This window comes from Enterobacter sp. V89_11, assembly GCF_029967775.1.
In the GTDB taxonomy this organism is placed as follows: domain Bacteria; phylum Pseudomonadota; class Gammaproteobacteria; order Enterobacterales; family Enterobacteriaceae; genus Enterobacter; species Enterobacter ludwigii.
In genome coordinates, this window is sequence record NZ_JASCAN010000017.1 from 12913 (window position 1) to 33892 (window position 20980).

The following is a 20980-nucleotide window of genomic DNA, read 5'->3' on the forward strand; positions in this document are numbered from 1 at the left end:
CAAGTCCTGATTCTGGACTGTTACTCTACTTTTTCATCCATAACTATGCTTTTGATTTCATCATTTTTAAGAGCAAATGACAGTTCGTTATTTTTAAATTTATATGTCACTTTATTTTTGTCTAATTTCAAAGGATTTCCATAGGCAGCAATTATATTTTGAGTTGTATCCCCTATGGTAATGCCTCTTCTGGTCATGTATTTTTTGTTGTTGACGGTAATTGTCGTTATTCTATAAGCGTCGTAATCAGTTCCTGTCTGCTGGAAGTTGATGTTTGATGAGCGAATTGAAAATCCACTCCAGAAGTTATCAAAATATTTATACGTTTCATTCCCCGCAGTAATAAAATTACCTGAAATTCCAATGTCAGGTTGTTTATTTACTTCGCAGTCTCCCCATATTTTATAGAATTGCTCGTATGAACTACCTAGCTCGATATTTTTATATGGCGAAATAATGACAAAGTCGGACCTTGACACTTCCGGTGGAGAATTCGACGATTTAGATGGGACAACAACTAATGTTTCAGATTTTAGCCAGCCACTTACAACAGTCCCATTTTTCCTAGTGTACGTTCCAAATGTGTAACCATTACTTTTTAAATAAGAGTTAAAATCATCCCCTTTAATCAAAAAGAGATCTGGTAACTTATGTTTTTCGGATGGCGCAGAATAATAGAAAGATTTATATTGAACGATGTTTTTATTTATGAACTGTGTCTGAGAAAATGTTTCCCAATGTTCGTCGCAATTTGCAAGTGCAGAACCTGACAATAAAAAAAGAAGCATTAAAGAATTGATTTTCACAATGAAGAGTCCTTATAAACTGGTATGTCAAAGGTAATATTCGCATCAGGGAATAAATCAAACATTTTTTTCATGTCATTTTTTTGGGCTAGTGCCCAGTTAATATCCGTAGCATACTGTCCTGTTGCAGGTGCTGCGGGGTTCCACCTCATCTTATATAAAGTATTTTTTGAGATTCCTTTTTTGTTGATGAAATTTTCGGATATCCATCTTGCTCCGCCATCAATGGCTTCATCAACAGAAAACCAACCCTTATTGTAGGCTAATTTTACGCCATTCTGAGGGTTGCTATTGAAAACACCAATCCCATACATGTTGTATACAGTTCGTCCATTGTATTCCTTGCTGCCATTCGCAAATGGGGCTCTACCATTATTGGTTTCAAGTAAAGAATGGGATACAAGATACACTTCACTAACGTGATATTTTGCAGCTGCTTCCAAATATATGGATGCTTTTCCGGAGAGAACTCCTTTACCGTCTAAAATTTTCGCAAGGTCATTTTCAGTCAAGCCAGAAGGTGCTGAAAGGTCAACGAATTGATAAATATCAGCGCCATTTATATGTTGCTCAGGGTTCATGTAATTACGAACCTGAGCTCTGGTAACAGCCCCCGTGTTACCGTAAACCGGACGATTGCCTCCAGCCAACGCCATTTGCTTACTTAGGGCTTCATCCAATGTACAATCATAATTGGTATAAATATAAGTAAAGCGGCTAATTTGTTTCAAACACCCTAAAAATTGTAATGGATGCATATGCCACAACGAAGGTCCCATTTTCTCAGTGGTCACATCCTGCATCCAGGCCATTTTATCAAGAAAATCTTCGCTATATTTCTTCCATTCTGGGGCTTCTTTTTTCAGCGCATTGAGGAAAGGTTGCCAGATAGCATCACCTTTTTTGAAGTACCAGTCGCTTGGATGTTTTACGATTGTTTTCTGAATAACGTCACGATAGTCGGGATTGTGAAGTGCTCTCCAGTACTCCATTGGCGAATATCGGTCACTTCCGCTGTCAATTTTATCCAGTAGACGCTGATAATTATGCTTCACGAGAGCATGACTGGTTCGCGTATCATCTATCGCGGCCTGGTAGAGCGAATCGATGAGGTTACGGAAGAATCCAGTAGGCTGGTTTTTCCCATCCAGGTAATCAAAACTGGTAGGCTCTGAGGTTTCAGTTCTGAAGCCTAGTTTCGCCAGATCATACTGTGACAGAAGTTGAGGCTCCGCCTGGCCTTTGGGCACATAGGCATTTTCCAGCCGTAGCTGCCAGTATTCTTGCTTTGTTGAGTTATCAGTTTCAGTTGTGACCTTACTCAACGGTAGAATGCCTGTCCGCGTTGTCGACGTCGAGCCCTTTGCGAAGGTGCCCTTCGCAACATCTTTTGTGAAAAGAGCAAGGCCAGGAGAATACTTCAACCAGAGCGGGTTTTTCTCCCCCACTTTTTCCGGGTTGGTCAGGAACTTCTCCAGATTATCATCCATGCTCGTGCATTCGATATGTACCTGGTATCGTGCCTCATAACTACCGTCTTTTGGTGCCTGATAGTAGCCCATGTGGCCAATCGGGTCACCGGCCTTAATAGCAAATGGAGAACTGAGGCTTACTGTCTTATCGAATACCATGACTTCCTTTGCGGGAGGAAGCAAATGCCGCCACCAGCCTGGACCGGCCCCCGGTGCTAGCTTAATATTGTTGTTATCCACAACAACCCAATAGCGCTGACCAGGTGTGAGGGTACTGCTGGTTTCTTCTGGTAATCCTTTCAGTGTTACAAGGCCATATTGTCGCTTGTTATTTCCTGTGGCGTTAAGATTGCTGTCTGCTGGGTCCCATTCCACTCTTACCCCTTTAGGCATGTGTCCGGCAATTTGTGGAGAAGTTTTATCTGAAGTCAGTTTCGCCGTCAGCCAGTCCATTTCAGAATATGCTCTTAGAGTATCCTGAATGACCCACTGATTTTCTGCTTCAGCTTCATAAGCTGAATACGGCGCAAGATGCATATACAGGGTATAGAAATGCAGCCCGCTGGATTCCTTCTCTCCCGGTTGAATAAAGTGTTTAACCAGAACAAACGAACCGGAAAAGCTAAGCGGACCTGATTCCCATGCAATCGTCAGATAATCCTTGCAGACACGGTAAGCAACCACTTCCCCGTCAGCCATGCATCGCACAGCCTGCTCACCTTTAAAGGGGACCGGGAAATCTATCGCTTCAAGTGGGGACTTACCACTAAGCGCACACCATGGCGTTGTGGCTTCGGTGATATGGATCCCACCATGCCACATGCCGCTGCGGCCTATCATGTACAGACCAGTAGATTCTCCGCCCAAATGAGAGAGGATCTCTTCCTGATTTTTGAACTCACTTCCCCGGTTATTGGAGGGGATCGGCCAGACAATTTTGGGTAAAACAGACACGATTCACACTCCCTGTCAGTCGTTAAATGACTTGCTGCTAATTTTGCTTTCCTGAGTGATATCCGTCAGGCTGAAATTGGGTGTGTCGTTGGGGAGATTTGCGCCTGAGCCTGGTACCAGATAGTCAGACGTCTTCATAATGAACTCACCAGATGAGCCATGTTCAATGCCGTTCTTACTCAGCCTCAGGTAAGATCCGCCGCCGTTAAGCGTCAGTGTTTCAGGCGTGCTGATAATAATTTCGTCTTCACTACTGGTCACCGTCAGCTGCTTTTCAGAAAACAGGGCCATCGTGTTGTGCTGAGCCTGAATCTCGATGTCACCCTGGTTGGCAACCAGCTTCGCCCCGTCTTTATGCACAAACAGACCAAGCGCTTTTTCAACGCTCACGGACAAATTTTTCATCGCACCGACATCAAGATGCTGCCCTGCATTGATCATGGTATTGCGGGTACTGCTGAGCTGAAGGTGTTCACCTGAGGTAAATGCCACGCCCTGTGGAGCACTCCCCAGCAGGACCGCAGACTGGAGGTCTTTGATTTTGTCGGTTACGAGGCTAATCTGGGTGCTGATGTCGGATACCAGGGCACCGGCTGCTTCAGCGGCGCTGTTCAGGGCCTGCATCTGGCTGTTGGCCTGGTTAATCTGGTTAATCGCAGGCGCCATTTCCAGAACCGGTCCCTGGGCTTTGGCCTGGGCATCCGCCGTCAGGAACAGCCCTTTTGCCGCACGTACAGCGCCATGTTCATCCGTTCGCAGTTCAAAACCGGCCCCGCGCTTTTCACGCTGGCTGTTGACCAGGTGTCCCATGTTCAGCTGCGTTTTGCCGTATTCCGTCGCGAGCTTGATATGCTCTTCCTGGCGCTTATCCTCCATCCGCAGCTTATTGTTCGCCGGAGTGCGCCAGACGTTCCGCGTATGATTGTCACTGGTGACGTGGTCCGGATGTTCTGAATCATGCAGGGCATAAGCAATGTAGGGACGATCCGGGTCTCCGCCGTCAAATACGATGGCCACTTCCGTTCCGTCGATAAGCGGGGAGTGGAATCCGTAGGTATCACCGGCATAGGGTTTTGCCAGCCGAAGCCACAAATAGGCATAGCCCTGTTCCGGACTGTTGCGGTCGAAGTCCAGTTTCACCCGGTAGCGCCCTTCCGGGTCGAGCCAGGAGTAGGTATCGCCTTTCTGAGTGCTTTCCACTCGGGCCGGAAGCGAGCCGGATATGACCGGGCGATTAAGTAATGCCGGACGCCAGCAGACGGTTTCGCTGTAGGGGATGCCCTCAAACGTCAGCGTAAAGCTACTTTTGCGTGAACCGCTGGTGCGTACCGTGGTGATGACGATACCGCCTTTTACGGCATCGGGTAATGAGCCGTCCGTTTCCAGTACCTGACCCGGTGCCAGATGAGGGCTGGAGGAATGACCTTTGACGTGATACTGCGCGTTCAGAATGCGTTCGTGACGCAGACGGGCGAAGTATGCCCCGGTATCTGTACTTTCAGCGTCACCTGCTGTCAGGAAGGGTTCCGCGTAATGATACGTTTCCCCGGTGGTGATCCCCTCTTTGCTGAAAATACTTTCGGCGCTGTCCTGAGGCGTCAGTGCATCACGGTAGTTGTAGTCACGGGTGGCCACACTTCCGCTTACCACGTTATATGCGGTCTGAATATCCCAGATGCTCTCCTGCCCGCTGTCACTCATCCCGGCCTGGTTGCGTAATGGCAGCGTGACACCAAATTCATATTGCTGCTGGCTGTCCTGAAAAATCACCACGTCCTGCTCAAGACGGCTGTCCATTTCATAGCGCCAGTAAATGCCCACCTCCGCCAGCAGGCGCTGGATAAATGCCAGATCGGTTTCCCGCCACTGGGTAATGAGTTCGCGGGCCGGATAGTCACGAGACAGATGGAACTCAAAATCAGGACCTTCAAGTCCGTGCTTACGCAATACCCGTTCAACCACTTCTGTAACTGACTGATTGAGGTAGATTTCGCTCCCTTTTGTATAGTCCAGAAGGGCGATACGGGGAACGATCGTCAGTGCGTAACGGGTCTCATCATTCGAGGTGGACACGCGCCGAAATGACTTAACCACGCCGAATATCGTCCGGACCGGCAGCGCTGGTGTCCCGTCAAACACGGGTGTCTGGAAAGTAAATGACGCCGGTTTCAGCAGTAACGTGTCGCAGGCGATATCCCCAGAGGTGCAGGTCACCGCCACGTCATACTGCCAGGGCTGGCTGAGTGACTCCACCGCACTGAAGCTCACCACATCCAGAAACTCAGTGCAGCCATGCACGTCAACGCGGTAGCGTGACTGGCCCAGCAGTTGTTGTATCTGGCTGTTTGCCTTGCTTATTAAAGAATCGGTCATGACGCCACCACTTCTGTATTTTCATCGAAGGCCAGCACAATGCCCTCTTCATCATCCCAGGTCAGCTGTAGCGAGGAAGGCTTTTGTTTTGCTGCCATATGGCTTAGTAACTGCTGGCTCAGAACCGGCAGAATCTGCTGATTAAGCAGGCTGTCCACGTTGCGGGCACCGGTATCCGGTAGCAGACAGGCGGTTGTCAGCGTGTCGATGAGGCTTTCGCCGATGTGAGTGGAAATGCCGTAGTGGCGTTGCAGCCGCGTGCTCACCTGTGCCAGCTTCATACCGACGATGGTACGCATGGCATCCGTTGCCAGTGGGCGGTATATCACCGTCTGGAAGCGAGCCAGCAGCGCGGGCTGGAAATGATCGCGCAGGATCGGGCGTAACAACTCATGCAGATCGCTCTCAGTGGCTTCTGGTTGCTCTTCCAGCAACTGCATCAGCGGGTCACTGCCCAGGTTGGACGTCATCAGGATCACGGTATTGCGGAAATCAATTTCACGCCCTTCCCCGTCGCGCATAAAGCCCCGGTCAAACACCTGATAAAACAGGTTCATCACATCCCGGTGTGCTTTCTCCACTTCATCCAGCAGCACCACGCTGTAGGGCCGCTTGCGCACAGCCTCGGTGAGAATGCCGCCCTGGCCGTATCCTACATACCCCGGTGGAGAGCCTTTCAGTTGCGAAACGGTGTGCGGCTCCTGGTATTCCGACAGGTTGATAGTAATGAGCGATTTTTCACCGCCATACATAACGTCAGCCAGCGCCAGTGCGGTTTCTGTTTTACCCACTCCGCTTGGACCCACCAGTAAAAACACACCCTGCGGACCGTTTTCCGGCGTCAGTCCGGTTTTTGACGCTCTCAGGCGCTGGGCAATGGCATTCAGTGCAGGACTCTGGCCAACCACACGGGTTGCCAGCTGTTCTTCAAGCGTCAGTAATTCGGTTTGCTCGTCCTTCATCAGCGACGAGAGAGGAACCCCTGTCCAGTCGGCGATCACGGTCGCGACGGTGCGGACATCAACATCCAGACCCAGCAGTGGACTGTTATTCTGAATCTGAGAAAGCTCGTGCTGAAGGGCGGAGAGTTCCTCCTGGCGGCTGATGTCTTCACGGCAGGCTTTCAGCGAGTCGGTGAGCTGCTTCTCGGTCGCATACTGTGACTGAAGGGCCATTTTTTTCTGACTGAGCGCCTGGGTCCGTTGTTCAATCTGCGGCAGACGACTGGCATCAACACTGTTTCCCAGCGAAATATCTTCCAGTAACTCCTGCTGCTCCATGCCAAGCGCAGTCAGTTCAGCCTGCAACCGGGTAAGCTGTTCCGGCAGCGTGTCCAGGCTCATCCGCACCCGGGCTGCTGCGGTATCCAGCAGGTCCACTGCTTTATCTGGCAACTGGCGTCCGGTCAGATAACGACGGGACAACGTCACCGCTGCGCGGACGGCATCGCCGGTAATATGTACACCGTGGTGTTCGGCATAGCGTGATTTCAAGCCACGCAGCATCAGGCAGGCGGTGTCATCATCGGGCTCATCAACCTTGACCATCTGGAACCGGCGCTCCAGGGCTGCGTCACGTTCGAAGTACTGCTTGTATTCACTCCAGGTGGTGGCAGCAATGGTTCGCAGTTCACCGCGAGCCAGTGCAGGTTTCAGCAGGTTGGCAGCATCTGCCCCGCCCGCCTGATTACCGGCACCAATGATGGTGTGTGCTTCATCGATAAAGAGCAGCACCGGCACCGGGGAGTGCTGGACGGCGTCGATGATATTCTTCAGGCGCTGCTCAAATTCACCCTTTACACCTGCACCCGCCTGAAGCAAGCCCAGATCCAGTGTCCTGACGATGACAGGCTTAAGACTTTCTGGCACATTACCTTCAGCGATACGCAGCGCCAGTCCTTCAACCAGGGCCGTTTTACCCACGCCGGGTTCACCGACCAGGATCGGGTTGTTCTTACGGCGTCTGGAGAGAATGTCCACCATCTGACGGATTTCGTTATCACGTCCAAAGACCGGGTCAATCTTTCCTTCCCGGGCACGGGCGGTCACATCGACCGTAAAGCGATTGAGAACGGACTCTTCCTGTGAAACGGCAGGCTGCGCACTTCCGCCTTCAGCCTGGTGTTGTGCTTCATGCTGTAACGGTGCGGCCCGGCCAATAATGCTGACATTGCCAGGCTTCTCACTGAGCGCAACGTCATGCCGCTCATCCGACTGGGCTTCCAGCAAGGGACGTAACCTTTCCAGCTGGCTGGTGGTCAGCGTCATCAAAGGCCAGAGGCCATCACAGCGTGTCAGCCCGGACGTCTCAACCATGGCCGCGAGCAAATGTACGCTGCGGACCTGCTCATCTCCGGCAAGCGTGGCGGCAAGCCAGGCCTGTTTCAGCAGGGTCTGGAGAGACGCTGAGAGCTCCGGTCGGGTGCGGACAGAACGTGGCTGTGCATCCAGCCAGCTCAGGAGTGACTGCCAGACGGTATCCATATCCCATTCATAACGGCGGGCGAGAACGGTCAGATCACCTTCGCCCTGCTCCAGTAATTTTAACAACCAGTGCTCAGGTGTGATTTCTGCATGCGCACGGGTCTGGCATAAAGAGGCTGCACCTTCCAGCGCTCTGGCGCAGTAAGGGTTAAGTCGTCGTAACAGGACTGCTGAATGATGTTCCATGTCGTTCCCTCGTGTTCAGGCACGCTACCGCCCCTGGCCGTCAACCGATGCCCATAAGGTTCATGCCGATAAATGGTGAAACTGCTCTGCAAAGCGTCCGTCTGGCAGGCGCTGTGCGGAACAAAATAAAAGGCGGACAGAGGGAAACTGTCCGCCTGGTTTTTACGCGGTGGTTCTTTCGTTCCAGGAATCGGAATGAATGATGTTGCCGTCTTTGTAGGTCCAGGTGATTTTTTCGTAGCGCAGTTCGATCTGCTCAAGGTGGTTATGCTTCTCGAAAGCCGCATCCTTGATGTCGTGCATTTTTGGTGCAACTTTCACCAGCTTGACGTTTTCCAGTTTGGTGTTGAAATACTCAACTTCCTGACCGGCATCGTTGATCTTGTACCACTTGAACTCAGCAGACTTCAGGGTCTGGCCCGTGGTCACGGCTTTGTACAGATACGGGCTGGAAGAGTCGATTTCCTTGGTAAACAGGAACGGCGTGTGAATGCGGGTTCCGGTCAGCTTTCCAGTGTTGTTATCAGTCGGGATATACAGTGTGTGTTCCTGAGCAACAACTTCGATGCTTCCTTCGCGATCTTTCACATCTACAGAGCCCTTGATGTCAGCGCCGCCATCGTCTTTCAGCCACAGATAAACTGGGATTGCCATGTTTATTTCTCCATTTCTTGAGTTGAAACGTCACGTACATCCTGTGACGCATGTTTTGAGCCTGGCAGACGACAGGCGTCAGCCTGCGGTACCAGACTGATCTCGACACGCCGGTTATGCGCACGGCCATCAGGCGTATCGTTTGAAGCAATCGGTCGGCTGTCGCCGTAGCCCTGAACGGCAAAGCAACTTTCCGGTACGTCCCCGGTATCACGCATCCAGTTACGGACGGCTTCAGCGCGTTGTAAAGACAAGGTCTGATTGAGCTGTATGCTACCGGTATTGTCTGTGTGGCCGCTGACCACGATCAGCCAGCCCGGTTTGGCTTTGATCCCCACCAGCGCGTTGACGAGTATTTTGGTTGACCCCTCTTTGAGCGCTGATTTGCCGGAATCGAAAAGCGACATGCTATCGAGACGAACTATTTTCGGGACCGGTTTTGGTTCAGGGGCAGGTGGAGGTGTCCAGGTATCAATGGCCTGCTGCAAGGCCAGCCACAGGCGTTGTCCCGGGTAATAGCCCAGGCTGTAACGTAAAGGCTCTCCCTGCCGTTGCCAGCGTTCAAGCAGGAGTGCATCCTGTTTCAGAGCAGCCAGCGAGTCTGCTTTAGGACGGTAGTGATTCATCGGGATCGCGTTCCAGCGCTGTAAATCGGCACTCACCTGACGGATGAGGTCACGATTATTGAGCGCGGAAATACCCAATGCGGTCAGCGCGCACAGCCACATCAGCAGCACCAGGCGGCGGGTACGCTGCCCCCCCTGAACGGTTGATGCAAAAGGTGCCAGAAGTGGCAGAACGGCATCCGGGAAAAGGGTTGCCAGAACTGACTGACCGGGCTGGCGGGAAAACTGCAAGCAGGTCCGGGCACAAAGCCAGGTGGACCAGACTGACTGAGCCTCAGGATTGACCACGCCGAGGCGCATGGCCACGGAAAAAACACGTACAGGCGGCGTTAGCCGGTCCGGTTTCTCTAGCTCATCAGTCAGCGTATTACGGATAAAGGAAAATGCCTGGCTGACCGTTGGCAGTAGCAGGATATTGTCTTCCGCCTGCTGCCAGTCAATAAACGCCTGAGGCGAATCATTAACCGGACAGACTATCGGCTTGTCACCGCGAACGATGATCCACGGCGTTTCGGGCCCGGAAAATTCGGCATTCACCACAACCGGCAGTGTTAAACCCGTCAGGGATTTAATTTGTTTACACTGCTGGCGGAGCGTTTTCAGTGTGGAGCGCAGTACCGCTTCATCCTGATGTTCATCTGGCAGGCAGCGATACATCACCGAAAGCTGACCAACCTGTCGAGGGAATTGCTTCTGTATGCTGCGGACAACGTCAGTTAACCGGCTGACGTCACCGGCCCGAAGCCACCATCCCTGGGCTGTTTTACGCAGAGGGCCTCCCTGGAACAACGCTTCCAGCATGTCACCACACACCAGTACAACGGGGCCTTGGGTGTCGAGTAATGGCAGTTCAGCAGCCGGGAGGGTAACGTCAGATGTGTGCTCTTCACTCCGACAGTTTTTAAAAACAGTCCAGCCTGCCAGAAGGAGGATCAGCAGAGTGGCCAGGCCTTTAAAAACGTTGCCTGTCGGGATGAAATACCACAGCAACCACAGCAACGTGGCAACGGCTACCAGGGCGTGGAGGACGACCGGAATGATGACTGTTCTACGCATTAGCCATGCAGCTCCGGTATTTGTGCCGACAACAGTGACTGGAGCCAGAGGTGACCACCCCACCAGATAACGCCGGTAAGAATGACGGCGAGCGCTATCCAGAACCAGACTGAGCGCATCAGACTCCAGCGATGTTTCCCCATCCGGTGAACAACCAGAGACAGGTCTGCATCAGGCGGAGAAACCCGTTCAGAAAGGGCTTTCACAACCTCATCACGCTCCGACTGGCTGACCGTTTTCAGGCTGTATAACCCCTGAAAACCCAGCGCTATCACCCTGTGATAGCAGGTTAAAACGGCCGGGTTAGGTGAGGGCTGACGCAGAACCTCTGCAATCCGATCCCACAACGCTTCGCCTGCCCGGAATGAGCCAAAAAAATGGGCCTGAAGCGGCGCTTTACGCCAGGCCACCTGGCCTTCATCAACTTTCGGCTCCTCGCCTTTTTCAGACTTACGGCTCATCACCGTTTCGTCCAGCAAGGCACATTGTGCGTAGGAAATATGCTCCACACTGGCGTCGTCATAGCCGGCACGCTCCAGCGCTTCCCGCACACTTTCAACCTGTTTAACGCATTTGTTGTAAAGCGCAGTGCCATTAAGCGTAACGGCACCTTTTTTAAGCATAGTGACGGTGAGCCAGGTCTCCGTCATCAGCTGGTCGATGTCGATATCCTGTCTCATGAGCGCAATACCGCGAACAGTTCAAGTTCAAGAGCACCAAGCAACTCAGGCACATAGAACATGCACACGCCCTGCTCCTGCATTTCATGCGCAGCGGGGCTTTCCATATCGAGTGCGAAGTACTGGTTTTCCATGCGTACAGGCAACGCTGCCGGGACCCTGCTCACCGGGATCAACGGGATACCCTTAAGTGCCGCGCCATAGATCTCGCTGACATCATCAGGTGAACCTGCCTGACAGAGTGCAGGGAATTTCTCGGCGACCTGCCAGGCCGGGATATCGGAGCGCACAGAGAGCCAGAGGTCGGCCTCTTCACGCAGGCGGATATCGTGGAGGTTGGCTTTCCATGTCTGTCCGTCCGGGCGTGACATTTCCAGGGCAATGACCCGGGATGGCAGACTGGCCTCCAGCAAACCCGTGATCAGGTCAAACAGCGGAGGAAACGCATTGGCCGGTTCCTCGTGGTCATAACCCGGAATGGCGTCAAGATCATGGTTCAGGGAAAAGGTCAGCATACTGCCTGCCAGACGTGCAAGCTCCGCCCACACCTGTTCAGGTGGCCGGGAAGGAAAACGTTCGTATTCTGTCAGCACTCTGGCGTGAGAATTCAGTGCATTCAGCAACCAGAAAAGGGAAACATCGGCGACGGCAAAGTCGGCGAGCCTTTCGTTGCTTTCACGACGCATCGTCATCAGGCGCTGGCGTCGGGAGCGTAACTGACGATTGAGTAGCACCAGACGTTCGCGAAGGACAGGGCTTGCCGCAAAAGACGCAACGGGCGGAATAAAGGACGGATCCAGTCGCCATGCATTTTGTCCATCACGGATCAGTCTGGCCACCGGGCACACTTTCCAGGAATCATTGCTTTCATGGGCAAACCGGATGGTGAAATTATACCGGGCAACGGCTATGGATTCTTCTTCGGACCCGAAGGCATCCTGCAACGTCACCCATTCCTCGCGATAGCGGAGCGGGCGGTCTGCGGTAACACCTTCCTGTTCTACGTTGGCAATACCCGGCTGCATGTGAGGCAGTGCGATGACAACGGTTACGGAATCGAGACCTGCCAGCTGGCTGGCATCTAACTCCCGTGGCCGTGGAGGCAGATCGCTCCTTTGAGCATCAATCAGCGATCCATCGTCCAGCCAGAGGCGTAGCAGCGTAATCTGGATCAGACCAGACGAAAGAAGGCTGTCATTAAACTCAATCTTTTCTACCCCCCAGGGGAATGGGGATGCTAGCGCTGATGCACCGGCACCGCGAAAAGACTCCCATTCAGCCTGCTGCTGGAACTGTTGAGGGGACAGTAAAGCCCCCTCGTTCCACAGTGGACGATATATTTTCATCCCTGCTCCTGCCCTATGCTTTGGCTTTCGGCATCTGGGATACCAGTGACAGATTGACGTCCATCCCTTCTACCTGGAAGTGCGGCACGGCGTACAGCTTCACGCGGAAGAAGCCCGGGTTATCTTCGATATCTTCCACCACCACTTTCGCATCGCGCAGTGGGTGGGACGCCTGCAGCTCATCGCCGGGATCGGTCATTTCCGTCACCAGACCGCGAACCCAGGTGTTCAGCTCCAGCTCCAGAAGACGACGATCCTTAGTGGTGCCGATGTTTTCGCGCTGAATGAGCTTCAGGTAGTGCGCAATACGCGACAGCAGGAAGATGTAAGGCAGACGGGCGTTGATGCGGCTGTTGGCAGTAGCATCAGCGGTGTCATACGTGGCCGGCTTCTGCGTGGAGTTCGCCGAGAAGAAACAGCTGTAATCGCGATTCTTGTAGTAGGAAAGTGGAATGAAGCCCAGATTCGCGAACTCAAATTCGCGGGTTTCCGGGATCATCACTTCAGACGGGATTTTTACCTGATTGCCGGTACCGAGGTCGTACAGATGAATAGGCAGGTCCTGAACGGCGCCACCGGCCTGCGGGCCACGAATTTGTACACACCAGCCGTTGTTAATGAAGCTACGTACCATGTTGGATGCAAAGGCAAACGAGGCGTTGGTCCACAGGTATTTGTCATGATCCGGACCTTTCACTTCTTCGACGTAGTTGAAGCTACGCACAGGTACGGTATCCGGACCATAAGGCAGGCGCCCCAGTACACGCGGCATGACCAGACCGATATAGCGGGAATCATCCGTCTCGCGGAAGGATTTCCACTTGATGTACTCAGCGCGGTCAAAGTAATTACCGATATCTTTAATGGCCGCCACGTCCTCCATGTTGTCTTTCAGGAAGAATTTCGGGCCGGCAGAACCGATAAACGGCATATGTGCAGCAGCAGACACTTTAGAGATGTTGCGCAGCAGGGCTACATCCTGCGCAGACGCATCAAATTCGTAAGCGGAAATCAGCGCAGCAATCGGCTCGCCACCGGGGGTATCATACTCATCAATATATGAATGTTTATACAGCCCGCTTTGGACGATTTCCGGGCAGTCTTCAAAGTCCTGACGCAGGTCTTCTTTAGACATATCCAGTAGTTCAACTTTCACGTTCTGGCGAAAATCGGTTTTGTCGACAAGAGATTTCACACCGCGCCACAGACTTTCTACCGCCTGAAAGTCTTCATGATGCATAACAGCATCAAGCTGACGGCTGATCTGGTAATCCAGTTCCGCGATATGGTGGTCAATCAGGTTTTTATCGAGTTTCTCAACTTTTGAGCCCGCTTTTGTCAGACATTCCAGGAACACCTTCATGCCGGCAGTTAAACGTTCGTCTGCTGTTGCATCCGACATCGCCTGTGCATCCTGCCAGATATCAAGCGCACTTAGCTCAGAGACAGGGTTAAGATTGATTTTTTCAAACAGGGACGCATATACCCCGCCTGCTGCAGGACGTTCAAGCACTACACTCTCGTTACCCGCGGCATTCTCATTTTTTACAGACATCAACATATTCCTTATTAATCCGTTAAAAGCATATGGCCGTTATGGCTGTTTCGGAGCCAGGGCTGAGAGTTCGGCTCTGAGTTCTGCACTTAATGCAGGATCGAGAAGAATTTTTTCCAGCTCTTTTCGGAAAGCCTGGTTATCAAGCAGGTTTGCTTTTAAATCGCGAAGCAAATTGCGCATGGAGAGCATGGCCTTCAGCTGAGGTATTTGCCGCGAAACCTGCTCCGGAGAGAAATCATTAATACTCTGGAATGTCAGATTGATGTTGTCTTCACTGCCATCACCAGCAAGCGTGTTTTTAACGGTAATATTTACGATTGGGGAATATTCGGAAAGTACAGAGTCAAAGTTGTTTTTATTCAGATTAACTTTTTTGCGCTCCGATAGTGGTGCAGTCTCCTGACCATTACTGAAGTCTCCCGCCACCAGTAATTTCAGGGGGAGCTCAGTTTTCTTGCTCGCTCCGCCCGTATGCAAATCAAGCTTTAAATTAATACGTGCCTTGGGTATTTCGGACTGAAAAGAAGAGTTAGACATGGCTATCCCTGTTTTATGGAGTTATAAAAACGGTCAATGCCAGTGAGAAATTAATAAGAAAGGCAAACCCAGCCAGAACAACTTCCAGGCTCACGTCATCGGACGAAAATCAAAACCCCGGAATTAAAAGCGGGCACATTCCATTCACCAGCATATCGACATTGTGTTTTTGAGTATTTGTCTGAAATGAAAAAATTTCGGATAAGACCCAATGGCCGGAGTGTAGGAACGTTCCCCACCCGATCGGAAATCAAAAAATGTAACAAAATGTTTCCCATAGAAATCCTGACAGCCAAAGATCATCTTTCTGATTTATAAGAATTTTCTTGCATACCCCTTTAACCCTTATGAAATAAGGGTGTACAGTAAGTGATCAATTTAATTTAGGGACAACTTTGTATAAAATCTCATCAATCACATGAAATATCTGATTTTGTACTTTTATCAAAAAAATGAAAGGCAGAACGTGCCTGCCTGTGTGAAAAATTGGCGACATTTACTGGCCTTCACCATTTTTATTATTTATTTAAATGGGTCTTATTATTTTCATCAGAAAAACAAATATCACAGGGGATTTTTGCATGTCTCACCCCAGTACTCGTGATATGTACATCTCAGGTATCGTTCGAGGAGTGAGTACGACCTTGAACAACAACCTTTGCTGTGTAGCTTGAAAAAATTCGGAAGGGTGTCGATCGTTCCGTAAGTTATATGCATAAGGGCGTACCTGTGAAGCTGATTCCCTTAGATCGTGTGGCTACATCCGATAACCATGAAAATGTAACCAGACGACTGAATGCTCTCATTGATGAAAACAGGCATTGCAATCGTTATGAAGATGAGATGTTTGCTATTAACTATTTTTAGAAGGGAACGACTCACGTCATTAAACGACCAGAGCGGGTGAATAACCCCAATGACATCATCACTGGCATTATTCTGGAATACCAGGAGCAAGATGTAACAGATGCCGGTTACTAATCCGTCCAGTAGATTCTTAGCCCCACCGACGCAAGCCAGACGGCAATGGCATACTGATAACCGACAAAAAAGAAAAAACCCAGGTCGCATAACGACCTGGGTTTCAAATTTGGCGGAAGCGTAGAGATTCGAACTCTAGAACCCTTTCGGGTCGCCGGTTTTCAAGACCGGTGCCTTCAACCGCTCGGCCACGCTTCCAAAGTGAGGCGCACTATAAACATCTATTAGCGCCTTGTAAAGCAGGAATTTTTCTATTTTTTTCTGCGGGTGCTATCCATGCCCCTTAAAAGCAAAAAGCCCCGCGATATGACTATCGCAGGGCTTTTATGTCTGGCGGAAGCGCAGAGATTCGAACTCTGGAACCCTTTCGGGTCGCCGGTTTTCAAGACCGGTGCCTTCAACCGCTCGGCCACACTTCCTAAGTGAGGCGAACTATAAACACCTCTCCGCATGCTGTAAAGAGTGACCGCATTCGTTCGCTTTAAAAATAGCCAAAACGCGTTTAATCGGTTGAATAGACAACGTATCGGCCATTTTATCAGCACAAAATTCAGCGTTCATGCTCAGTGTTTTTTGATATACATGTCCCTGGTGAAATAGTATCCCAGCTTGTCCGGCGTGAATCCTCCCACCCACGGTTTGACCAGGTGCGTGCGGACATAGTGATATACCGGAATGGCAGGCACATCGCGCGCCAGCAAATCTTCCGCCTGCTGATAGAACTTACCGCGCTCTGCCGGTGTTTTGGCTTTCGCGGCGTTCACCAGCGCCTGGTCATACTCCGGATTGCTGTACTGGCTGGTGTTTTCGCTGTCACCGGTACGGAAGTTGTTCAGGAAAGTGGCAGCATCGTCGTAATCGGCAATCCAGGCGTAGCGCACTGCGTCAAAGTCGTGGGTATGCATCGTATCGAGCATCGTTTTCCACTCCTGATTTTGCAGCTTCGCCTCCACCCCAAGGTTTTTCTTCCACATCGAGCTGGCGGCAATCGCGATGCGCTGGTGCGATTCAGAGGTGTTATAGAGCAGGTTAAAACGCAGCGGATGGCTGGCGTTAAAGCCGGCTTCGGCCAGCAGCTTTTTCGCTTCTTCGATACGTTTATCCATCGGCCAGCTGGCATAGTCCGGGTTCTGGAGCGTCACACCGCCAATATCTGGCTGGCTGATAAGCCACGCCGGACGCTGCCCCTGCCCTAATACCTTCCCGGCAATGATCTCTTTATCCAGCGCCATGTTCAGCGCCTTACGTACACGCGCGTCGTTGAACGGCGGCCGGGTGGTGTTGAATTCATAGTAATAGGTGGCAAGCTGCGGGGAGACATCCAGCTGGCTACCCAGGGTTTTCTTGAGCTGGGCAAACTGGTTGATCGGCACCGTATAAACAATATCGATTTCACCTGCTTTAAAACGGTTTACATCCGAGGCCTCGGAGGTGATCGGCAGATAGGTCACCTTATTGATAACGGTATGTGCGTTATCCCAGTAGCGCGGGTTACGCTCCGCCACGATGCGCTCGTTAACCACCCACTGCGACAGTTTATACGCTCCGCTGGTGACGATATGCTCCGGTTTGGTCCACTTATCACCAAACCGACCAATCAGCACCTTATCCACCGGCACCAGCGACGGGTGGGCCAGCATGGCAAGGAATGCGGCATTAGGTTGAGTCAGCGTGACCTCAAGCGTGGTATCGTTAATGACTTTTACACCCAGTGTATCCGGTGCTTTTTTCCCCTGAGCGATATCAGCGGCGTTAACAATATGCATGTTGCCCGGATAGCTGGCATACGGCGAGGCGGTTTTGGGGTCTGTCAGACGCTGCCAGCTCCAGACCACATCCTGCGCGGTAATCGCGGTGCCGTCACTCCATGTGATGCCTGGACGCAGATGAAAAGTCCAGACGGTGTTGTCTTTGTTCTCCCATTTTTCTGCCAGCCGTGGCTGTATTTCACCAGTTGGAGAAACGCTAACCAGCCCTTCGAAGATATCGCTGATAATATTGAATTCGACATCGCTTTCGACTTTATGCGGATCAAGTGAGGCCGGTTCATTACCGTTGTTTCTGACCAGTTCCTGTTTATCGGCCAGCTGTGTTCCTGCTGGCACGTTAGCCGCCCAGGTCGCCGTGCTGGCGCACAGGATCCCTGCCGTTAACAAAGAGAGTGTAAAGCGCGTGCGTGCTTGTGGTTTCATTTCCTTCGCCTTATTGTCTGTTTTTTGACGATCCGGAAATAACACTTAGCGCTCAAAGTGTAATGACGCAATATTTTTCAGTAACCTATAAGAGCTTGATCTGAATAAATGAAGCAAAGCGTTGTTCATTCTGCTGAAAAGGTTTTCTGAAGAATAAACAACCAGCAGTAACGCTAACGTCCTGAGTAAAGATGGGTAAAACCACTTTGAGACTGGCGCGCCGTTTCCTATTCTTTCCGCTAATTACATCTGTCATAAGAGAGTGACTCATGGATCGTATAATTACTTCTTCACGCGACCGCACATCGCTACTCAGTACCCACAAGGTGCTGCGCAATACCTATTTCATGCTCAGCCTGACGCTGGCATTCTCGGCGATGACCGCAACGGCCAGCACCGTGCTGATGCTGCCGTCACCGGGTCTGATCCTGACGCTGGTGGGGATGTATGGTCTGATGTTCCTGACCTACAAAACTGCTGATAAACCGGTGGGTATTCTGTCCGCGTTCGCCTTTACGGGTTTCCTGGGCTATATCCTGGGGCCCATCCTTAACGCCTATCTGTCCGCCGGTATGGGCGACGTGATTGGCATGGCGCTGGGCGGTACCGCGCTGGTGTTCTTCTGCTGTTCGGCCTACGTGCTGACCACCCGTAAGGATATGTCCTTCCTCGGCGGTATGCTGATGGCAGGTATCGTGGTTGTGCTGGTAGGTATGGTGGCAAACATCTTCCTGCAGCTGCCTGCCCTGCACCTGGCGATCAGCGCCGTGTTTATTCTGATTTCATCTGGCGCAATCCTGTATGAAACCAGCAACATCATTCACGGCGGTGAGACGAACTACATCCGCGCCACCGTGAGCCTGTATGTATCGCTGTACAACATCTTTGTCAGCCTGTTGAGCATCCTGGGCTTCGCCAGCCGCGATTAATCAACAATGCTGTGAACCAGAGCCCCGCTTATGCGGGGCTTTGTTTTTTGGTACACTGCTGCGGTTTTTGACTGACGCGTGAATGACTATGTTGAGTTTTGAAGGTAAAGAGATTGAAACTGATAACGACGGTTATCTGACAGAGAGCAGCCAGTGGAGCGAGCCGCTGGCGGAAAAAATCGCCGAAAACGAAGGTATCGCCCTCTCCCCGGAACACTGGGAAGTGGTGCGTTTTGTGCGCGAATTCTATCTCGAATTCAACACCTCCCCGGCGATCCGCATGCTGGTCAAGGCAATGGCCAATAAATTCGGTGAAGAGAAAGGCAACAGCCGTTACCTGTATCGCCTGTTCCCGAAAGGCCCGGCAAAACAGGCCACCAAAATTGCCGGCCTGCCAAAACCGGTGAAATGCATTTAGTAGCGAATACCGAAGTTAACGTATTCCCGGCCAGGTTGATGGGGTTCGGTTAAAACCTTATCAACCCGCGCGCTGCGCGGCCCACCAGCTTTCAGCCATGCCACCAGCTTTTCAACCTGCTCCGCTTCACCACAGGCAACGACCTCAACGCTGCCATCATCCCTGTTTCGCGCGTATCCCGTGAGCCCCAGCTGCATAGCTTCGCGCTGCGTGCTGTAACGGAATCCGACGCCCTGAACCATGCCGTGTACCCAGGCAATTGTGCAGATTTTTGACATTTTTCTACTCCTTAACGTAGCGTTTTCGGCAAACAGCCATAATGTTGCCGGAAACGGGCAGTAAAACGAGAGCTGGAAAGATAACCACATTGTAATGCGATTTCGCCAATAGGTAACCGGGTTGACTGTAAGTGTGACAGCGCAACGGCCATCCTCACCTCCTCAACAATCTGGCGAAAACTCTGCGACTCTTCGCGTAACCGTCTGCGTAGCGTCGGCACGCTCAATGCCAGGCGGCTGGCAACGTCTTGTGCAGTCCAGGCCCTGGCGGGCGACAGCATGATGAACTGCCGCACCTGCTCGGACAGGTGGCTATTACGCTCTATAAGCAACGGCCCTGCGACGCCGTCATGAAGCAATGCCAGCAAAAGGCCGAAAGCCTGATGCTTTTGTAACGCCTCCGGTAAATCCTGACGCACGGCATGCAGCAGGTTACTCCACATAAATGCCAGCCCCTCACTCAGGGGAGCACAGAGGGAATGTAATTCTGTGCGCGGCCAGGATTTCAGGTAATGCGTTTTAAACTCCGCCAGAAGCTCCGGTGACAACATCAATAAGTCAGAACGAAAGAGACCATTCGCGGGTTGATTTATGATCTCCAGCGGCGTATTGGCGGGAATAATGATCAGCGACGCTTTCGTCGCCACCAGGCGGTTATCGTCCTGAACAATCACTTTACTGCCGTGAGTGATATGGCAAATGGCAGGAAGAAAGAGTTTAACCTGGTGCAGGTGATGCATTTTACTGGCACTCACTTCACCAGCCGTCAAATGTTTATGTTGAAACTGGACTCCCTGCACCATGCCATCCTTATCTGCTGTAGGTAACGGTTAAGCTGGCCTTTGCCAGGACGTGACTGTTAAGCATAAAACCCACCAGCGCGCCGCTGGCATTCCTGTCGACAGGCAATTTATCCACATCCAGCGCCCAGACGGTAAACTGATAACGGTGCGGCTTATCCCCTTTGGGCGGACATGCGCCGCCGAAACCAGAATAACCGAAATCATTACGCCCCTGCACAACCCCGGCCGGTAATGTCTCCCCCTTCGGGTTTCCGGCATCGGCGGGAAGCGTCAGCGTCTGGAGGGGAATATTGACCACCGTCCAGTGCCACCATCCACTTCCGGTAGGGGCATCAGGGTCAAATACCGTGACTGCGAAACTTTTCGTCCCGACAGGCGGATTTTTCCACGCCAGTTGTGGAGAGTGATTCCCACCGTGACACCCAAACCCGTCAAACACCTGCTGTTGCGACAACGGGCGTTCACTGGCCAGATCCTGACTGCTGATGGTGAAAGACGATGCCGCTAAAACATGAAAACTGACCACCGCCAGGGTGGTTACTGCTATCGCAAGGCGCTTTCTCATTTGTGTTTCCCTTTGCTGTACCGGAAACCCTACTGTAAAGCCCACTGCAGCGCAGCACTGTGCCTAAGCGATTTGATTTTGTG

The 20980-nt window shown here is 51.6% G+C and carries 16 protein-coding genes and 2 tRNA genes; 2 read left to right on the top strand and 16 right to left on the bottom strand.

The genetic code is table 11. The features are described from left to right. Positions 1–20: 20 nt before the first annotated feature. The 13 genes from QLG09_RS14370 to QLG09_RS14430 all read right to left on the bottom strand — a co-directional run bounded on the left by QLG09_RS14370 (position 21) and on the right by QLG09_RS14430 (position 17904). A complete protein-coding gene (locus tag QLG09_RS14370; protein WP_050736596.1) occupies positions 21–806 on the bottom strand; it encodes a hypothetical protein in 786 nt (261 codons plus the stop codon). Continuing rightward, a complete protein-coding gene (locus QLG09_RS14375; RefSeq protein ID WP_079231197.1) occupies positions 803–3232 on the bottom strand; it encodes an N-acetylglucosaminidase in 2430 nt (809 codons plus the stop codon). Before QLG09_RS14375 ends, QLG09_RS14370 begins: the two co-directional genes overlap by 4 nt. 15 nt (positions 3233–3247) lie before the next feature. Beyond that, a complete protein-coding gene (gene vgrG, locus QLG09_RS14380; protein WP_050736595.1) occupies positions 3248–5605 on the bottom strand; it encodes a type VI secretion system Vgr family protein in 2358 nt (785 codons plus the stop codon). Next, positions 5602–8274 carry a type VI secretion system ATPase TssH gene (tssH, locus tag QLG09_RS14385; protein ID WP_282489008.1) on the bottom strand — a complete coding sequence of 891 codons (2673 nt, stop codon included), beginning with the start codon at positions 8272–8274 and terminating at the stop codon, positions 5602–5604. The genes vgrG and tssH overlap by 4 nt, the downstream gene beginning before the upstream one ends. Before the next feature lie 162 nt (positions 8275–8436). After that, a complete protein-coding gene (locus tag QLG09_RS14390) occupies positions 8437–8928 on the bottom strand; it encodes an Hcp family type VI secretion system effector (RefSeq protein ID WP_025204522.1) in 492 nt (163 codons plus the stop codon). Positions 8929–8930: 2 nt separating this feature from the next. Then, positions 8931–10610, bottom strand: a complete 1680-nt coding sequence (locus QLG09_RS14395) for an OmpA family protein (protein WP_020884775.1) — start codon at positions 10608–10610, stop codon at positions 8931–8933. Continuing rightward, the gene (gene tssL / locus QLG09_RS14400) at positions 10610–11290 is read right to left on the bottom strand and encodes a type VI secretion system protein TssL, short form (protein ID WP_282489009.1); all 681 of its coding nucleotides are present in this window, start codon (positions 11288–11290) and stop codon (positions 10610–10612) included. The genes QLG09_RS14395 and tssL overlap by 1 nt, the downstream gene beginning before the upstream one ends. Beyond that, positions 11287–12636 carry a type VI secretion system baseplate subunit TssK gene (tssK, locus tag QLG09_RS14405; protein ID WP_079231201.1) on the bottom strand — a complete coding sequence of 450 codons (1350 nt, stop codon included), beginning with the start codon at positions 12634–12636 and terminating at the stop codon, positions 11287–11289. Before tssK ends, tssL begins: the two co-directional genes overlap by 4 nt. 13 nt (positions 12637–12649) lie before the next feature. Next, on the bottom strand, positions 12650–14197 hold the full coding sequence (tssC, locus tag QLG09_RS14410; RefSeq protein ID WP_063925131.1) for a type VI secretion system contractile sheath large subunit: 1548 nt from the start codon (positions 14195–14197) through the stop codon (positions 12650–12652). Between the two features lie 33 nt (positions 14198–14230). Next, positions 14231–14731 (bottom strand): type VI secretion system contractile sheath small subunit, encoded by a 501-nt coding sequence (gene tssB, locus QLG09_RS14415; RefSeq protein ID WP_025204527.1) that lies wholly within the window; start codon positions 14729–14731, stop codon positions 14231–14233. A 1091-nt stretch (positions 14732–15822) separates the two neighbouring features. After that, positions 15823–15910, bottom strand: a tRNA-Ser gene (locus QLG09_RS14420). A gap of 133 nt (positions 15911–16043) precedes the next feature. After that, positions 16044–16131, bottom strand: a tRNA-Ser gene (locus QLG09_RS14425). A gap of 144 nt (positions 16132–16275) precedes the next feature. Beyond that, on the bottom strand, positions 16276–17904 hold the full coding sequence (locus QLG09_RS14430) for an ABC transporter substrate-binding protein (protein WP_282489010.1): 1629 nt from the start codon (positions 17902–17904) through the stop codon (positions 16276–16278). 269 nt (positions 17905–18173) lie between these two features. Here QLG09_RS14430 and yccA point away from each other — a divergent pair, with 269 nt between their 5' ends. Next, positions 18174–18833 (top strand): FtsH protease modulator YccA, encoded by a 660-nt coding sequence (gene yccA / locus QLG09_RS14435; protein ID WP_014169445.1) that lies wholly within the window; start codon positions 18174–18176, stop codon positions 18831–18833. 88 nt (positions 18834–18921) lie between these two features. Continuing rightward, complete coding sequence (gene tusE, locus QLG09_RS14440; RefSeq protein WP_047742553.1) at positions 18922–19251, top strand: sulfurtransferase TusE; 330 nt, start codon at positions 18922–18924, stop codon at positions 19249–19251. Here the strand turns inward: tusE and yccX are convergent. From yccX to QLG09_RS14455, 3 genes are read right to left on the bottom strand one after another with little or no spacing between them, the layout of a single operon-like run. Next, positions 19248–19529: an acylphosphatase gene (gene yccX / locus QLG09_RS14445; RefSeq protein WP_047357175.1), complete on the bottom strand. Its 282-nt coding sequence runs from the start codon at positions 19527–19529 to the stop codon at positions 19248–19250. The genes tusE and yccX overlap by 4 nt on opposite strands. An 11-nt stretch (positions 19530–19540) precedes the next feature. Then, positions 19541–20332: an AraC family transcriptional regulator gene (locus QLG09_RS14450; RefSeq protein WP_042866505.1), complete on the bottom strand. Its 792-nt coding sequence runs from the start codon at positions 20330–20332 to the stop codon at positions 19541–19543. Positions 20333–20339: 7 nt separating this feature from the next. Beyond that, a complete protein-coding gene (locus tag QLG09_RS14455) occupies positions 20340–20897 on the bottom strand; it encodes a kinase inhibitor (RefSeq protein WP_040017082.1) in 558 nt (185 codons plus the stop codon). Positions 20898–20980 lie beyond the last annotated feature (83 nt).

Coding starts and splice junctions, on each gene's coding strand:
- vgrG (WP_050736595.1), bottom strand. CDS start 5,605: ATGACCGATTCTTTAATAAGCAAGGCAAACAGCCAGATACAACAACTG.
- tssH (WP_282489008.1), bottom strand. CDS start 8,274: ATGGAACATCATTCAGCAGTCCTGTTACGACGACTTAACCCTTACTGC.
- QLG09_RS14390 (WP_025204522.1), bottom strand. CDS start 8,928: ATGGCAATCCCAGTTTATCTGTGGCTGAAAGACGATGGCGGCGCTGAC.
- QLG09_RS14395 (WP_020884775.1), bottom strand. CDS start 10,610: ATGCGTAGAACAGTCATCATTCCGGTCGTCCTCCACGCCCTGGTAGCC.
- tssL (WP_282489009.1), bottom strand. CDS start 11,290: ATGAGACAGGATATCGACATCGACCAGCTGATGACGGAGACCTGGCTC.
- tssK (WP_079231201.1), bottom strand. CDS start 12,636: ATGAAAATATATCGTCCACTGTGGAACGAGGGGGCTTTACTGTCCCCT.
- tssC (WP_063925131.1), bottom strand. CDS start 14,197: ATGTTGATGTCTGTAAAAAATGAGAATGCCGCGGGTAACGAGAGTGTA.
- tssB (WP_025204527.1), bottom strand. CDS start 14,731: ATGTCTAACTCTTCTTTTCAGTCCGAAATACCCAAGGCACGTATTAAT.
- QLG09_RS14430 (WP_282489010.1), bottom strand. CDS start 17,904: ATGAAACCACAAGCACGCACGCGCTTTACACTCTCTTTGTTAACGGCA.
- yccA (WP_014169445.1), top strand. CDS start 18,174: ATGGATCGTATAATTACTTCTTCACGCGACCGCACATCGCTACTCAGT.
- tusE (WP_047742553.1), top strand. CDS start 18,922: ATGTTGAGTTTTGAAGGTAAAGAGATTGAAACTGATAACGACGGTTAT.
- yccX (WP_047357175.1), bottom strand. CDS start 19,529: ATGTCAAAAATCTGCACAATTGCCTGGGTACACGGCATGGTTCAGGGC.
- QLG09_RS14450 (WP_042866505.1), bottom strand. CDS start 20,332: ATGGTGCAGGGAGTCCAGTTTCAACATAAACATTTGACGGCTGGTGAA.
- QLG09_RS14455 (WP_040017082.1), bottom strand. CDS start 20,897: ATGAGAAAGCGCCTTGCGATAGCAGTAACCACCCTGGCGGTGGTCAGT.